General features: G+C 60.3%; 13 protein-coding genes. 8 read left to right on the top strand and 5 right to left on the bottom strand.

Going from position 1 to position 13,503, the window contains the following annotated elements; all coding sequences use genetic code 11:
- The first annotated feature begins 144 nt into the window (after window positions 1-144).
- Complete coding sequence (locus tag D5261_RS14130; RefSeq protein ID WP_119320673.1) at window positions 145-498, top strand: VOC family protein; 354 nt, start codon at window positions 145-147, stop codon at window positions 496-498.
- Here D5261_RS14130 and D5261_RS14125 read toward each other — a convergent pair.
- Together D5261_RS14125 and D5261_RS14120 are read right to left on the bottom strand one after the other, a co-directional pair.
- Entirely contained in the window at window positions 495-1,013 is a 519-nt protein-coding gene (locus D5261_RS14125; protein ID WP_119320674.1) for a PH domain-containing protein, read from the bottom strand. The genes D5261_RS14130 and D5261_RS14125 overlap by 4 nt on opposite strands.
- 67 nt (window positions 1,014-1,080) lie before the next feature.
- Window positions 1,081-1,611: a PH domain-containing protein gene (locus D5261_RS14120; protein ID WP_165864073.1), complete on the bottom strand. Its 531-nt coding sequence runs from the start codon at window positions 1,609-1,611 to the stop codon at window positions 1,081-1,083.
- Window positions 1,612-1,701: 90 nt separating this feature from the next.
- On the opposite strand from D5261_RS14120, the gene D5261_RS14115 reads away from it, so the two are divergent.
- The 5 genes from D5261_RS14115 to D5261_RS14095 all read left to right on the top strand — a co-directional run bounded on the left by D5261_RS14115 (window position 1,702) and on the right by D5261_RS14095 (window position 4,385).
- A complete protein-coding gene (locus D5261_RS14115; RefSeq protein ID WP_119320676.1) occupies window positions 1,702-2,187 on the top strand; it encodes a hypothetical protein in 486 nt (161 codons plus the stop codon).
- 42 nt (window positions 2,188-2,229) lie between these two features.
- Window positions 2,230-2,703 carry a hypothetical protein gene (locus D5261_RS14110; protein ID WP_125205897.1) on the top strand — a complete coding sequence of 158 codons (474 nt, stop codon included), beginning with the start codon at window positions 2,230-2,232 and terminating at the stop codon, window positions 2,701-2,703.
- A gap of 243 nt (window positions 2,704-2,946) precedes the next feature.
- Window positions 2,947-3,555, top strand: coding sequence for a hypothetical protein (locus tag D5261_RS14105; protein WP_119320678.1), 609 nt, complete (start codon window positions 2,947-2,949; stop codon window positions 3,553-3,555).
- A gap of 72 nt (window positions 3,556-3,627) precedes the next feature.
- Window positions 3,628-3,849 (top strand): hypothetical protein, encoded by a 222-nt coding sequence (locus tag D5261_RS14100; protein ID WP_119320679.1) that lies wholly within the window; start codon window positions 3,628-3,630, stop codon window positions 3,847-3,849.
- A 23-nt stretch (window positions 3,850-3,872) separates the two neighbouring features.
- Window positions 3,873-4,385 (top strand): hypothetical protein, encoded by a 513-nt coding sequence (locus D5261_RS14095; protein WP_119320680.1) that lies wholly within the window; start codon window positions 3,873-3,875, stop codon window positions 4,383-4,385.
- Here D5261_RS14095 and D5261_RS14090 read toward each other — a convergent pair.
- The 3 genes from D5261_RS14090 to ahcY all read right to left on the bottom strand — a co-directional run bounded on the left by D5261_RS14090 (window position 4,374) and on the right by ahcY (window position 9,455).
- Complete coding sequence (locus D5261_RS14090; RefSeq protein WP_125205898.1) at window positions 4,374-5,330, bottom strand: hypothetical protein; 957 nt, start codon at window positions 5,328-5,330, stop codon at window positions 4,374-4,376. The two genes, D5261_RS14095 and D5261_RS14090, sit on opposite strands and share 12 nt — an antisense overlap.
- On the bottom strand, window positions 5,318-7,636 hold the full coding sequence (gene metE / locus D5261_RS14085) for a 5-methyltetrahydropteroyltriglutamate--homocysteine S-methyltransferase (RefSeq protein ID WP_119320682.1): 2,319 nt from the start codon (window positions 7,634-7,636) through the stop codon (window positions 5,318-5,320). Before metE ends, D5261_RS14090 begins: the two co-directional genes overlap by 13 nt.
- 388 nt (window positions 7,637-8,024) lie before the next feature.
- Window positions 8,025-9,455, bottom strand: a complete 1,431-nt coding sequence (gene ahcY / locus D5261_RS14080; RefSeq protein ID WP_119320683.1) for an adenosylhomocysteinase — start codon at window positions 9,453-9,455, stop codon at window positions 8,025-8,027.
- A gap of 81 nt (window positions 9,456-9,536) precedes the next feature.
- Here ahcY and D5261_RS14075 point away from each other — a divergent pair, with 81 nt between their 5' ends.
- Window positions 9,537-10,460, top strand: a complete 924-nt coding sequence (locus D5261_RS14075; protein WP_119320684.1) for an ArsR/SmtB family transcription factor — start codon at window positions 9,537-9,539, stop codon at window positions 10,458-10,460.
- Between the two features lie 336 nt (window positions 10,461-10,796).
- Window positions 10,797-13,421, top strand: a complete 2,625-nt coding sequence (locus D5261_RS14070) for an alpha-galactosidase (protein WP_119320685.1) — start codon at window positions 10,797-10,799, stop codon at window positions 13,419-13,421.
- The last annotated feature ends 82 nt before the right edge of the window (window positions 13,422-13,503 follow it).

Below are 13,503 nucleotides of genomic sequence, written 5' to 3'. Positions count from 1 at the left end.
CGCTCCATTATATCCAAATCATATCTCAAACACAAGAATTATTTTGGATTTTATATGGATTTTACAGATATGCTGCGCCAGAATACAATCTGCAAAACCGCCTGCCGGGGGATATAATAAGGTCCATCAATGCGAGGAAGCAAGATGACAACCGTTCAGCTCAATTTAGTCGTTATTCGGGCCGAAGATATCGACCGCGCCGCAAAGTTCTACAGCATTCTGGGATTGGAATTCCACAAGCATCGCCACGGAACCGGCCCGGAGCACTGCGCGTCCGAAACCGGCGGCATCGTGTTTGAGATCTATCCTCCCAAACAAGGCGAAAGCTCGGCGGGGACTCGCATCGGCTTTCAAATCCCCTCAATCGACGCGGTAATCGCCGGCTTAGAAGCAGCCGGCGCGCGCATCATCTCCCCCGCCACAGACTCGCCCTGGGGCCGCCGCGCCGTCATCGCCGATCTGGACGGGCATCGCGTGGAATTGACGGAGCCGCATTAATGCGCGCCGCGCACGGCGTCGAGGAATGCCTGTGGATCGTCAGGACTGAGAAGAAGCGAGTAGCCGAGCGTTGTCGGCAGATGGATTGCTTTCGTGTAGTCCGTCAAATACACAAACGCCTTCTCGCCATTACGCAGTCGATACCATCCACTTTGATATCCCGGCAGCGCGGTTCCGCCAAGGCGGATCACCGGCGCAAGCGCCGGCTCACCGCTGAGATCCAGATGTCGTGCCTCCGACAGTCGCAAATTGCTGAGCGGAATATTGCGACGGAAGAGATCGCCGTGGATCTGGAGCGCGCCGCCTTCGACCTCAAACGTTACCTTGCCCATGCGCGACGCAACGCGAAAGAGTAGCCCAAAGGTCGGAATCCAAACCAGAGCGACGATCCAACGTCCGCTAGCGGGAACTGTCGCGACACTGATCACTGACATAATCGCCGTGAACACAACCACTCCGCGCAAGACATTCGCGGCCATCGCCCTCGGCGCGGCCATGGGAAATACACGCTGCATGATGATGCCTCCATCACTACAGACCCCGAGCCCTCCGATTAAGTTGCATGAACTCGCGGCATTCGATTTAGCTCTGAGGGTTCGATTGAATGGCGTCGAGAAACGCCTGCGGATCGTCGGGAGTGAGCAGGATCGGATATCCGAGATTCGTCGGCAAATAGATCGCCTTCGACCAATCGGTCACATAAACAAGCCCCTTCCCTCGACCGGTCATCTGGAACCATCCGCCCATATAACCAGGCATCATTGTCCCCGCCATTCGCTCCCTCGGCGACACCTCCGGCGCAGTCTTGCGGTCAATCCGCTGGGCTTCGGCCAATCTCACGTCTTTGAGGGCGATTTTGTGACGCAAGAAATCGCCTCGAATGTCAAGCACGCCGCCCCCGACTTCAAACGTCACCTTGCCAATTTTCGCTATAGAGCGATAGACAAGCGCTAAAATTGGCGCCGTGACAAGGATGGTGATCCAGTGAACGCCGCCGCCGCCAGGGACGGCGATCATACTGCCAAGACATCCAACCACCACAAACAGAAAAATCGCCATCGTGGTATTCTTGGTCGCCGGCCCTGGCGCGGCCATCGGAAATATTTGCTGCATAACGCCTCCTAGATCATTATAGATACACGATAGAGGCATAAGTTGCAACCCTATGGACACGTCTAGCTTCCCACTTAGGTAACATACCTCATGACAACTTCTGAGCCGCCGCAAGAGCCCGAAGTCAAACCATATAAGACGAGCCGCAGAATTCCGCCGCTTGTGACCGCAGGGCTATTGTTTATCTTCCCTGCTTTTCATGGCGTGGCGCAGATGAGGCGTGAGGCCCAACAGACGGCGGACGCCGCCTCAACGGGCGATCACTTCATGGAGGCGCTGAATGCACAGCGATACGACGATGCATTTGCCATCCTGACTCCAGAGGCTCAGACTTCAACTACGCTCAAACAGCTTCGTATTTGCACAGAATCGATGCAATCGACCCAGCAGACGGTTATTTATCGTAGGGATCCGGACGTAGTAACGGCTACGTTCTCAAATCTTAAGCTAATAATATTACGCTATCACGTGCAATCCAAAACAGGCGAAAAAACGCTCGTTTTAGACATCACTCCGACTGAAAGTGGAATGATGATCGACAGCTATGACTACGAGCCTCAAGATCCGGCTTCGTAAGCGCACATCGATTTTCAGTCGCCACTCATGGTATATTTGAGTATGAACAACTACCCTCCGCCATACGCTCAGACCGCGCCGCCGTCAGGACCGCCTAAGTTTCTTATCCCGCTGCTGATCGGTATTCTTGCCCTCTTTGGCGTCGCCATCTATGGCGGCGTGATCGCGTTCAAGGCGGGCGCTCGCACGACGAATGAAGCGGGCGTGTTCGCGGATCGGTTCTTCGGGACATTGAGCGCGCATCAATACGCCACGGCGTACAGCATGCTCGCGCCGCAGATTCAGGCGACGACCACAGCGGCGGAGATGCAGGACATGCAGGGGCTTTTGGAGAAGCGACACGGGCCAGTGACGTTCGCGCGGGCGGCCGGATGGTACATCAACACGAACAATGGAGTCACGACGGTGACGCTCAACTATCAGGCCCAGTTCGCCGGCGGCGCGAAGCCGGTCAATGTCGTCGTGATGCAGACGCCGGCGGGGATGAAGATTTACGGCTACCACTATAACTTCTGAGCGGAACGCGGCGGATCGTCACGCCGCGCATCCGTTCAGCAAGTCGGCGATATCGGAATGCCCTTCGGAGCGTTCGTAATCAGCGTCAGTTTCTACCCCCGAGACAGCATGCAACGATGTTTTTCCGCGTTTTATAACACAATGTTCAAATGCTTGACCTCTCACCCCCGCATCAGTAAAATGGCGGTTGAAGGGTTTTGGCGCTTTCCCCTGAAAATACAGTTCGTGGAGAGAGGACATTGTATGAAGAAGCGCTCATTGGCAGCGTGGAAATTGGCGGTCGGCGTGACGGCGTTTCTTGCCGCCGTTCCCGCCATGGCGGATATTCCCGGGGAGTACACGACGACTCAGCGCGTGGACGGCGGCGCGGTCAAGTATACGCTGAAGCTGAATGACAATGGCGACGCGGAGCTGATCAGCGAAAAGCAGGATTCTCCGCGATTGGATTGGCGGAACAAACGCGATTATGGCGATATCCTGGATCGAATCGATCGGGATGGGAAAGCCGTGCACGCCGGCAAATGGCGCCGTTCGCGCGACCAAGATTTTACCGTCTCATTCGACCGACTGCGCTACGGTTCACGCAGCGATTCCGAGTGGATGTTCACCAAGGGCAATGTCGACGGCGACCGCGTATCGCTCGACGGCGCCAAGCGCAGTCTTTATGGAGAACGCACGGATTTTCGCTTCTCGCGCGTCAAGGGCCGAAGCAACAATAACGGCCTGATCATCGGCGCCGCCATGCTGGCGCTGGGCGCGATCATCGCGCTGAACTCGAACAAGCACCATGATTCCTCCCATCAGGAAGACTTCAAGGACCTGACCACGGAATCGAATGGAAAGGGCGAGTAACGGCGCACCGGCGGCTATCGGGACGACATCCATAAGATACGGATCGAGCTTCGACGCGACGGCGACTTCCGCATGACGCTGGATGTCGATCGCGACGACGTCATTCTGCAAGGACGCTGGCGACGGGACGGAAGGGACGTTCGCGTGGACGTCAACGACGCGTTCGACGGCGACCGGGCGGACGGGGATGGGAAGATCGTACTGCGCGACTCACGCAAGATCGACAAAATCAATCTGCGCTTTACGGCAAACGGCGATCGGCGCGTCTATACCGTCGATTTCTCCGCCGATTGAGACGGCTGTCACAAAGGATCCCCATGAAAACACGACTCAAGCCGCAAGCGCTGCTCGCGATCGCCGGCGCTCTCATGGCGACACAGGCGGCGGCGCAGACCAATCCCGCCTCCGTCCGGCAATCGCTGCAGAAGGACCTCAACACCTTCGCCTCCGCCGCGATGCGACACGATTCCGCCGCGCTCCAGTCCATGCTTCCCAAGCGCTTTGTCTTTTTTGTCGAGCCAAACCGCTCTCTCTCACGCCAGGAGTTTTTGAACGGAGTCGTCAAGACCGCGCTCAGCCAGGACAACCTTGTGGTGAAGATCAAGATCGACAAACTCGATCTGGCGGCGGACGGAGCGACGGGTTACGCCACCGCCATCACGCAAGGCGGGGTTTCCGACGCCGCCGGCAAGCGGCGGCGCCTGGAAGTCAGTGAGGCAATTGTCTTCAAGTGGAGCCACGCTGATGGCGACTACACGCTGGAATCCGCCGAGCAGCTTCGGTTCACGCAGAAAATCGACGGCAAGATCGTCGCCGCGTCAAATCCATAGCGCCCGGTACAGGTCCAGCGCCCCCTGGCTTTCGTCCTTTTTCGAGGAAACACTCTCGATATTGACGCCCAGCGGGATCGCAAGATCGGCCGAAGCCTCCCGGATCTCGCGAAAGTGCGAAACACAGACACGGATTGATTCCGTCAACGGCGCATCGGACTTTAAAATCCGCTGCGCCGTTTCTTCGGGAATCTGTACCCCCAGCCAGCGCATAAACTCCAGCGTCTTCTCCGAGCCGCAGGGGGCGAAGGTCAGGAAGATGCGCTGGGGCGCGACGCCGGCGTCTTCGCAGGCGCGGGCGTAGTCGCCCAAAAGCTTGATCGTCAGCGCCGGGTCGTAGATGGCCTGGGAGATGAAGTAGCGGCATCCCAGGTCGGCTTTGCGCAGGAGCCGCGCGCATTCGTCCTGGCGGGCGTGCCGCTCCGGGATAACGACGCCGCCGAGCGCGAGCTTGGGAGCGTGTTCGGATGCGAACTCCAGAGCGCGCGTCAGCGTGATCCCTTCCCGATGCGCCGTGGAGCTGGCGAGGCCGACGACGGAAACGGCTTCGACGCCGGCGTGGACGGTCTCGCAAAGCCAGCGCTCCCATTCCCACGCCTGCATCCCCGCGATGCATTTGTAGGTGATGAGCGGCGCCGACACCAGGCCGCGCAGCTGCTGCGCGTAGGCTTGCGTCTCGACGGCGGGACGGAAGGGGAACGGACGCGGCGCTTGCGTCCGATCCCCTTCGTCCTGGACATCGTAGACCACGACGCCGCTGAGACGCATCTGGTTCGCGCGCTGCGCTAATCGCATCGCGGCGCTTTGTCGGCGGTCCTCCGCGATATCGGCGCGCGGCGGCGTGGCGCTGTAAAGGAACGGAATGCGATTCGGATTTTGCGGATCCTGCTGGAACGTCACGGATGTCCTCGCGTCGGCGGTTTCAGAGAGTATCATTGTTCCCATTTGCGACGCGCCTCCCGCGCACATTCGATCAGATGGCGCATCGCCGGCCGCACTTCCTCCCAGCCGCGTGTTTTGAGGCCGCAGTCCGGGTTCACCCACAGGCGCTCCGGTGAAACGACTTCCGCGTAGCTTTGCAAAAGCGCGAGCATCTCCCGCGCCGACGGCGCGCGCGGCGAGTGGATATCCCATACGCCGGGCCCAATGTCATTCGGATATTGGAACTGCGCGAACGCCTCCAGCAGCTCGGACTGCGAGCGGGCGGTCTCGATGGAGATCACGTCCGCATCCAGGTCGGCGATGCTCTGGATGATGTCGTTGAAGTCGCAGTAACACATATGCGTGTGGATCTGCGTTTGGTCCCGGACGCCGGATGAGGCCAGCCGGAACGCCGCGACCGCCCAGTCGAGATACGCGTCCCGGTCCGCGCGGCGCAGCGGCAGACCTTCGCGCAGGGCCGGCTCGTCGATCTGGATGACGGAAATCCCCGACGCTTCCAAATCGCGAACCTCATCGCGCAGAGCCAGCGCGATCTGCCTGGCGGTCACGGATCGCGGCTGATCGTCGCGGACAAAGCTCCACTGCAAAATGGTGATCGGCCCAGTCAGCATCCCCTTCATCGGCAGTTTCGTCAGCGACTGCGCGAATTCCGACCAGCGCAGCGTCATCGGCGCGGGACGGCTGACATCGCCAAAGATCACCGGCGGCTTGACACAGCGCGAACCATAACTCTGCACCCACCCATTTTGCGTGAAGACAAATCCCGACAGGCGCTCGCCAAAGTACTCCACCATATCGTTGCGCTCGAACTCGCCATGGACCAGGACATCGACGCCAAGCTCTTCCTGCCAGCGCACGGCGTCCCGCGTTTGCTCCTCCAAGAACGCATCGTACTGCTCGGCAGACAGTTCGCCGCTCTTAAAACGAGCGCGCGCCCCGCGAACCTCGGCGGTCTGTGGGAATGAGCCGATCGTCGTTGTGGGAAACAACGGCAAGTTCAGATGCGCCTGCTGCGCCTTCACGCGCTCGGCGAAGGGCGTGGCGCGCCGCCAATCGTCCTCACACACCATCGCCAGTCGCGCCTGCGCCGCCCCATCGTGAATACGCGCGCTCGTCCGGCGTGCGGCGATCATCGCTCGGTTTTCACGCAATGCGGCGTCGAGTTCAGAGTGGGCGCCATCAGCCCCAGCAAGCCGGGCCAGAGTTTTGACTTCCCCTAACTTCTCCTCCGCAAACGCCAGCCAGCTCTTGATCTCCGCATCCATCGCCTTCTCATATTTCAAAGAATACGGCGAATGCAGCAGCGAACATGAGGGCGAGACGATCAGCCGATCCGCACCGATGCTCTCACGCGCCGTCCGAAGAATGTCGAGCGACCGCGCAAAATCATTGCGCCAGATATTACGGCCGTCCACCACGCCGACCGACAGCAGCACATCGTCCCGCAGCCCATCGCAAACGCGCTCGACTTCCTGGGGCGCGCGTACGGCGTCGATATGCAGCCCATCAATCGGCAGGCGACACGCCAGCGGCAGATTGTCGCGAAGTTCTCCAAAATACGTCGCCAGCAAAAGCTTCGGCGTATCGGCGCCGGCGAGCATGCGATACGCATCGTCATACCAACGCCGCTGCCGATCGGTCAAATCCAAACACAGGCATGGTTCGTCGATCTGCGCCCACTCGGCGCCGGCGGATTTCAATTGACCGAGCAGATCAGCGTAAATAGGGAGCAGATCGCGCAGAAGCATTTCTTTCAAATCGTCCGGGTTCTCGCCGTACGCTTTACCAAGCATTAGGAACGAAACGGGCCCGAGCAGAACCGGCGTGGTCTTGATCCCAAGCGCCAGCGCCTCACGATATTCCTCCAGCGGCTTGGACGACGAAAGCGCGAACGTCTGCCCCGCGGCAAACTCCGGAACGAGGTAATGGTAGTTCGTGTCGAACCACTTCGTCATCTCCAGCGCCGCGACGCCGGCCGTCGCGTGGTTTTCGGTGTCAATGCCGCGCGCCATGGTGAAATACGTATCGAGATCGACCGGCCGTCCCGGGGAATGCGCAAAGCGCGCCGGAACCACGCCAAAAAGAACGCTGGCGTCGAGCGTCTGATCGTAGAAACTAAAGTCGTTGGAAGGAATCCATTCGATCCCCGCATCACGCTGCGTGATCCAGTGCGCCTTGCGCAAGGCGGCCGCCGTGTCCCGCAGTTCCTGCTGCGTGGATCGACCGGCCCAGTAAGATTCCAGCGCCTTTTTCAATTCCCGCCGCGCGCCGACGCGTGGATATCCCAGGTTGTGTGTTTTCAGAGACATGGCTATCCTAAATTGCGATTGTAACAAATAAATCTGTGATATGTGTGCCCCTGTGAAGGGTCTCATAACGGTAGGTTTTTCGCGTACCGGGCAATAAATTACCCGGCTGGGGGCGCTTCGCATTAAGGACCCCGCAATAAATTACGGGGCTGGGGGCGCTTCGCGCCGACCGTCCGTCCCGGACGGAAGAGTGCAATCGTATGCGGTTCTTTGTCTTCCGTCCGGGACGATGGGCGCCCTTTGGGCACTGGTTGCGAAGCAACCCCCAGCCCCGTATTTCAATGCGGGGTCGGAAAAACCTACCCCTGTGAACTGTGGGGGCCGGGGGGCATCTTACTCCCCCTCTCCCAAAATTGGGAGAGGGGCCGGGGGTGAGGGCTCTCCCCTCTTAATACCGATAGCTATCCGGCTTGTACGGTCCTTCGGTCGGCACGCCGATATAATCGGCTTGCTTTTGCGTCAGCGTGGTCAGCTTGACGCCGATCTTCTCCAGGTGCAGGCGAGCGACTTCCTCGTCCAGTTTTTTGGACAGGGTGTAGACGCCAACTTCGTACGTATCCTTGTTGCGCCACAGGTCGATCTGGGCCAGGGTCTGGTTCGAGAAGCTGGCGGACATCACAAAGCTCGGGTGGCCGGTGGCGCAGCCGAGGTTCACCAGTCGTCCTTCGGCGAGCATGAAGATGCTGCGGCCGTCGGGGAAGGTATATTGATCCACCTGCGGCTTGATATTGATCTTCGTGACGCCGGGCGCGGTGTTCAGGCGGTCCACCTGGATCTCATTGTCGAAGTGGCCGATGTTGCAGACGATGGCCTGGTCCTTCATTTTGGACAATTGCTCGAACGTCAGGATATCGACGTTGCCGGTGCAGGTGACATAGATGTCGCCCGTACCCAGGGTGTCCTCGACGGTCTTGACTTCGTACCCTTCCATCGCCGCCTGAAGGGCGTTGATGGGATCGACTTCGGTGACGATGACGCGGGCGCCCATGCCGCGCAGGGACTGCGCGGAGCCCTTGCCGACATCGCCGTAGCCGCAGATGACCGCGACCTTGCCGGCCATCATGACGTCGGTGGCGCGCTTGATGCCGTCGGCCAGCGATTCGCGGCAGCCGTACAGGTTGTCGAACTTGGACTTGGTGACGCTGTCGTTGACATTGATCGCCGGGACCAGAAGCTGGCCGTCCGCCTGCATCTTATAAAGGCGATGAACGCCCGTGGTGGTCTCCTCGGAGACGCCGCGCCATGCCGCGACGACATCATGCCAGCGGGTCGGGGTCTCGGCGTAGACCTTCTTGAGCAAATCTTTGATGACCGCCTCTTCGTGGCTGTCCGACGGAGTGTTGACCCAGCCCGAGCCGTTCTCCAGCTCGTAGCCTTTGTGGATCAGCAGGGTGACGTCGCCGCCGTCGTCGACCACCAGCTCCGGACCGGTCCCTTCGGCATGGGCCAGCGCCTGGTAGGTGCACCACCAGTACTCCTCCAGCGATTCGCCCTTCCAGGCGAAGACCGGAACGCCGGTGGCCGCGATGGCGGCGGCGGCGTGGTCCTGGGTCGAGAAGATGTTGCAGCTCGCCCAGCGCACGGTCGCGCCAAGCTCGACCAGCGTCTCGATCAAGACGGCGGTCTGGATGGTCATGTGCAGCGAACCGGTGATGCGAACGCCCAGCAGCGGCTTCTCCGCCGCGTACTTATGACGAATCGACATCAGGCCGGGCATCTCGTATTCGGCGACGGAGATCTCTTTGCGGCCCCAATCGGCCAGGGAAATGTCGGCGACTTTATAGTCGTTCGCCACGACTCGATCCAAAACGGTGGTCATAAAATTTCCTCCGCTCGGATTATACCGCACTCTTGCAAATAAAATCATCAATAAATCATGATTTCTTGATATAATAGTTTTATGGACTTATTGAAATCGTTACGACTGCTGGGCGACAAGGGGCGTGTGCGTGTATTACGGCTGCTCGCGCAGGAAGATCTGAGCGTCGCCGAGCTTCAGGAGATTCTCGGCGTGGGCCAGAGCAGCATCTCGATGCAGCTTTCGCAACTGAAGCAGGAGGGATTTGTCGAGGCAAGGCGCGTCGGCCAAAAAAGCATTTATCGGGCTTCGGCTCCGCCGGGGGCGCAGACGATCCTCACGGAGGTCCTGAGCCGATGTACGGAAGAGATCGCCGAGGCGGCGCACGACGACGAGGGTTTGCAGCTGATCCTCACCCGGCGCAAGGACGACCTGCGCGGCTACTTCGACGAACTCGCCGGCCGCTTCGGCCGCGATTACGTTCCCGGGCGAAGCTGGAAAGCCCTTTCCGAGATGCTTCTGCGCCTGCTGCCCCCGATCGATATCGCGGACCTGGGCGCCGGCGAAGGCACGCTTTCGCTCTCGCTCGCCCAGCGCGCCAAACGCGTCATCGCCGTGGATAACTCCGTCAAGATGGTGGAGTACGGCGCGGACATCGCCCGCCGCAACGGCGTCACAAACTTAGAGTATCGCCTCGGCGACTTAGAAGAACTGCCGATGGACAATGAGTGCGTCGATCTCGTCCTGATGCATCAAGCGCTCCACCATGCCCTGCACCCCAAGAAGGCGATCTCCGAAGCCTGGCGGATTTTACGTCCCGGCGGCCGCATCGCCATTCTCGACCTGCTCAAACACGACTTCGACGGCGCGCGCGAACTGTACGGCGACGTCTGGCTCGGCTTCTCCCAGGTCGAGCTGATCGAACTGCTGCGCGGCGCAAAGTTCCAGGCCATCGACGTCTCCATCGTCGGCCGCGAGGAAGACGCCCCGCACTTTGAAACGGTGATGGCGGTGGCGGAGAAGTGATCTACCCCCAGTGCTTTGCGCGCCGCGAGTGACCTCCCCCAGCCTTCGGCCACCTCCTGGCAAACCCACCCCCGGCCTTCGGCCGACCCCTCCCGCCGACGGGAAGGGTAATTCGGATTGATGTCGCAGGCGGCTTTCGTACGAGGCAATCTTACAAACCCTTCCCGTCGCGGGAGGGGTCGGCCGAAGGCCGGGGGTGGGTTTGCCAGGGGTTGCGCGAAGGCCGGCGGTAGGTAAAATTCCCCATTGCCAGAACTCTGCTGTCATAGTATAATTGTGATAGCACAACAGATTACCGTCGGCAATGAAAAGAGCGCTGGCTCTGGACGAGGTTTTGTGAACATCCCACACATTCGCGCGGAAATTCCGGCGCTGCTTCTTTGCGGCGTGTCCCTTCTTCTGAGCGGAACTCCCCTGCCCGCATCCGGCGCTTCGATTCTTTCAAGGCAAACGCTGATGTCCGATTCGCACTCTTCGCTCGCAATCTCGCAACGCTGGACGGAGGCGGCGCTTAATCCGCGTCCGTCCATGGTCCAGGTGATCGGGGTGCATCAGCAATGGGGATACCTCACGCAGGGACGCGCCTTTCAGGGAACACCCATTGATATCGGCGACCGCACGTTCACGCATGGGCTCGGCACGCACGCCGATTCCGAGGTGCGTATCGTGACGGGCCTTCCGGCCAGGCGTTTTCATGCCTGGGTGGGCCTAGATCGCAACAAGGCGACGCTCTCCTATCACGGCATACCGGCGCGGTTAGTCTTCTCCGTGGAGGCGGGCGGCAAACAGATCTGGGCCAGCCCGACCCGCAGGCCCAGCGACGGCGCGTATGAAGTCGATGTCCCGCTGCCCGATGTGACTGAGTTTACGCTCAAAGTCCATGCGCTCGACGGCCGAATCACCTACGCGCACGCCGACTGGGGCGACGCCCGAGTGGAGTGCGCGGACGGAAAGTCCTACTGGATCGGCGAAACGCTCGCGGAGCAGCAGACGCCCAAAAAGCAGATTTTCTCGTTCGTTTACGATGGCAAATCATCCGATGATTTCTTGTCTTCATGGAGCAAGAAGGCCAAGACTGGCGCTCTCTCCCAAGGCGTCACACTCCATACGCAGACTTTTCACGACCCCGCGACGGGCCTGACTCTGGTCGAAGAGTTCAAACAGTACGCCGCCAGCCCCGCCGCGGAGTGGGTGCTGCGCCTGCGCAACGACGGGACGCAAAATACGCCGATCATTGAGAATGTCCTGCCGCTGCGCCTGGACTGGGCCGGCGACAACGACACGACATTTCTGTATCGCTCGCACGGCTCACATGGCGATATCGACGATTTCCGCTATCAGGCCGATCCCGTGACGCCCACGCAGCCGGGCCTGACGCCGACGGACTTTGAGATGATCGCGGGCGGCGGCCGCTCCTCCGACAACTGGATGCCGTACTATAATTTGCAGACCGGCGACAACGGCGTGGTCGTCGCCATCGGCTGGAGCGGACAGTGGGCGTCCAGCATCACGCGCGGCTATGAAGATCGCATCCCGATCACCGCCGGTCTCCAGCACACGCACTTCACGCTCGCGCCCGGCGAAGAGGTCCGCACTCCCAGCATCTCCCTCGTCTTCTGGAGCGGAAAACCGATCAACGGAAACAACAATCTTCGCCAGTTCATCATCGACCACCACACGCCGCGCGTCGATGGGCGCATTCAGACGCCGCCGCTCACGCAGGGTTCCTGGGGCGGCGTCAAAGACCAGACCACGCTGCAAACCATCCAGCATATCAAAGATCTGGGTCTGAAATACGACTACTTCTGGATCGATGCGGGCTGGTATGGAACGGCGGAAAGCTTTTCCGAGCAAGAAGCCAGCGCGAAATGGTATGACCAGGTCGGTAACTGGAATGCGAACCCGATCGCGCACCCGCACGGCATGCGCCCGATCAGCGACGCCGCGCACGCCGCCGGCATGAAGTTCCTGCTCTGGTTCGAACCCGAACGCGCCATGGAGGGAACGGCGCTGCCGACGCAGCACCCGGACTGGTTCCTCAGCATGGGAGATCCCGGCGACAAGCGGCGTCTGCTCAACTTGGGCAATCCCGACGCATTGAAGTGGCTGATCGAGTTTACGTCCCACATGATCAAAGATTATCATGTGGACTGTCTGCGTCAGGATTTCAACGTCGCGCCACTAGAGTTCTGGCAAAAAGCCGACGCGCCCGATCACGTGGGCCTGACGGAAACCCGGCACATCATGGGCCTGTACTCCTTCTGGGACGAACTCCACCGCCGCTTCCCGCATTTACTGATCGATAACTGCGCCAGCGGCGGCCGCCGTCTGGACATCGAGCTGGCCGGACGCGCCATCCCGCTCTGGCGCAGCGACTATCTGTCGCTGGGCGGCGAAAACCCGCTCGGCGTCCAGCTCCACACGCTCGGCCTTTCCTACTGGCTGCCGCTGAACGGAACCACCCCGCAAGCGCGGCTCGGCGACCTCTATAACTTCCACGGCGCCCTCAGCGCCGCGATGGGCTTCGGCCTGCCCGCGCCCAAAGATATCCCCAAAGATTACTCGCTCGGCTATCACAAAGCGAGAATGGCGGACTTCACCCGCGCACGACCCTACTACGAAGGCGGCTACTACCCGCTCACGCCCTATTCCTCGGAAGAAACCGTCTGGGGCGCCTACCAGATGCACCGCGACGATCTCAACAGCGGCCTCATCGTCGCCATGCGCCGCGCTTCATGCCCCTACTCCTCGGCGACGTTCCCGCTCAGCGCCCTGGATCCAGCAGGGCAGTATGAGTTCGAGGATTCCCTCACGGGCAAAAAATGGCGCATGAGCGGACGCGAGGCAATGGAGCGCGGGGTATCGATCACGCTGGCGCAGCCCAAGAGCAGCGTGCTGCTGTTTTATCGGAAGGTGGGAGCCGATCAAGCCACGAAATCGTCATCGCGCCTCACGCCGTAATCATTGTTGCAATCGTGCAGACCCCCATGCTCAAGCGTGGGACGCGTGGGACACGAAATAACGCAGGAACATTGCGCGGCGG

The organism is Capsulimonas corticalis, from assembly GCF_003574315.2.
Taxonomy (GTDB): domain Bacteria; phylum Armatimonadota; class Armatimonadia; order Armatimonadales; family Capsulimonadaceae; genus Capsulimonas; species Capsulimonas corticalis.
Note: the sequence above shows the minus strand (reverse complement) of the source record. Positions and strands in the feature narration are given on the sequence as shown.

Bases quoted from the DNA above. Each gene is read 5' to 3' on its own strand.
- D5261_RS14115 (WP_119320676.1), top strand. From the start codon at position 1,702: ATGACAACTTCTGAGCCGCCGCAAGAGCCCGAAGTCAAACCATATAAG.
- D5261_RS14075 (WP_119320684.1), top strand. From the start codon at position 9,537: ATGGACTTATTGAAATCGTTACGACTGCTGGGCGACAAGGGGCGTGTG.
- D5261_RS14100 (WP_119320679.1), top strand. From the start codon at position 3,628: ATGACGCTGGATGTCGATCGCGACGACGTCATTCTGCAAGGACGCTGG.
- D5261_RS14130 (WP_119320673.1), top strand. From the start codon at position 145: ATGACAACCGTTCAGCTCAATTTAGTCGTTATTCGGGCCGAAGATATC.
- D5261_RS14110 (WP_125205897.1), top strand. From the start codon at position 2,230: ATGAACAACTACCCTCCGCCATACGCTCAGACCGCGCCGCCGTCAGGA.
- ahcY (WP_119320683.1), bottom strand. From the start codon at position 9,455: ATGACCACCGTTTTGGATCGAGTCGTGGCGAACGACTATAAAGTCGCC.
- D5261_RS14105 (WP_119320678.1), top strand. From the start codon at position 2,947: ATGAAGAAGCGCTCATTGGCAGCGTGGAAATTGGCGGTCGGCGTGACG.
- D5261_RS14090 (WP_125205898.1), bottom strand. From the start codon at position 5,330: ATGGGAACAATGATACTCTCTGAAACCGCCGACGCGAGGACATCCGTG.
- D5261_RS14125 (WP_119320674.1), bottom strand. From the start codon at position 1,013: ATGCAGCGTGTATTTCCCATGGCCGCGCCGAGGGCGATGGCCGCGAAT.
- D5261_RS14095 (WP_119320680.1), top strand. From the start codon at position 3,873: ATGAAAACACGACTCAAGCCGCAAGCGCTGCTCGCGATCGCCGGCGCT.
- metE (WP_119320682.1), bottom strand. From the start codon at position 7,636: ATGTCTCTGAAAACACACAACCTGGGATATCCACGCGTCGGCGCGCGG.
- D5261_RS14120 (WP_165864073.1), bottom strand. From the start codon at position 1,611: ATGCAGCAAATATTTCCGATGGCCGCGCCAGGGCCGGCGACCAAGAAT.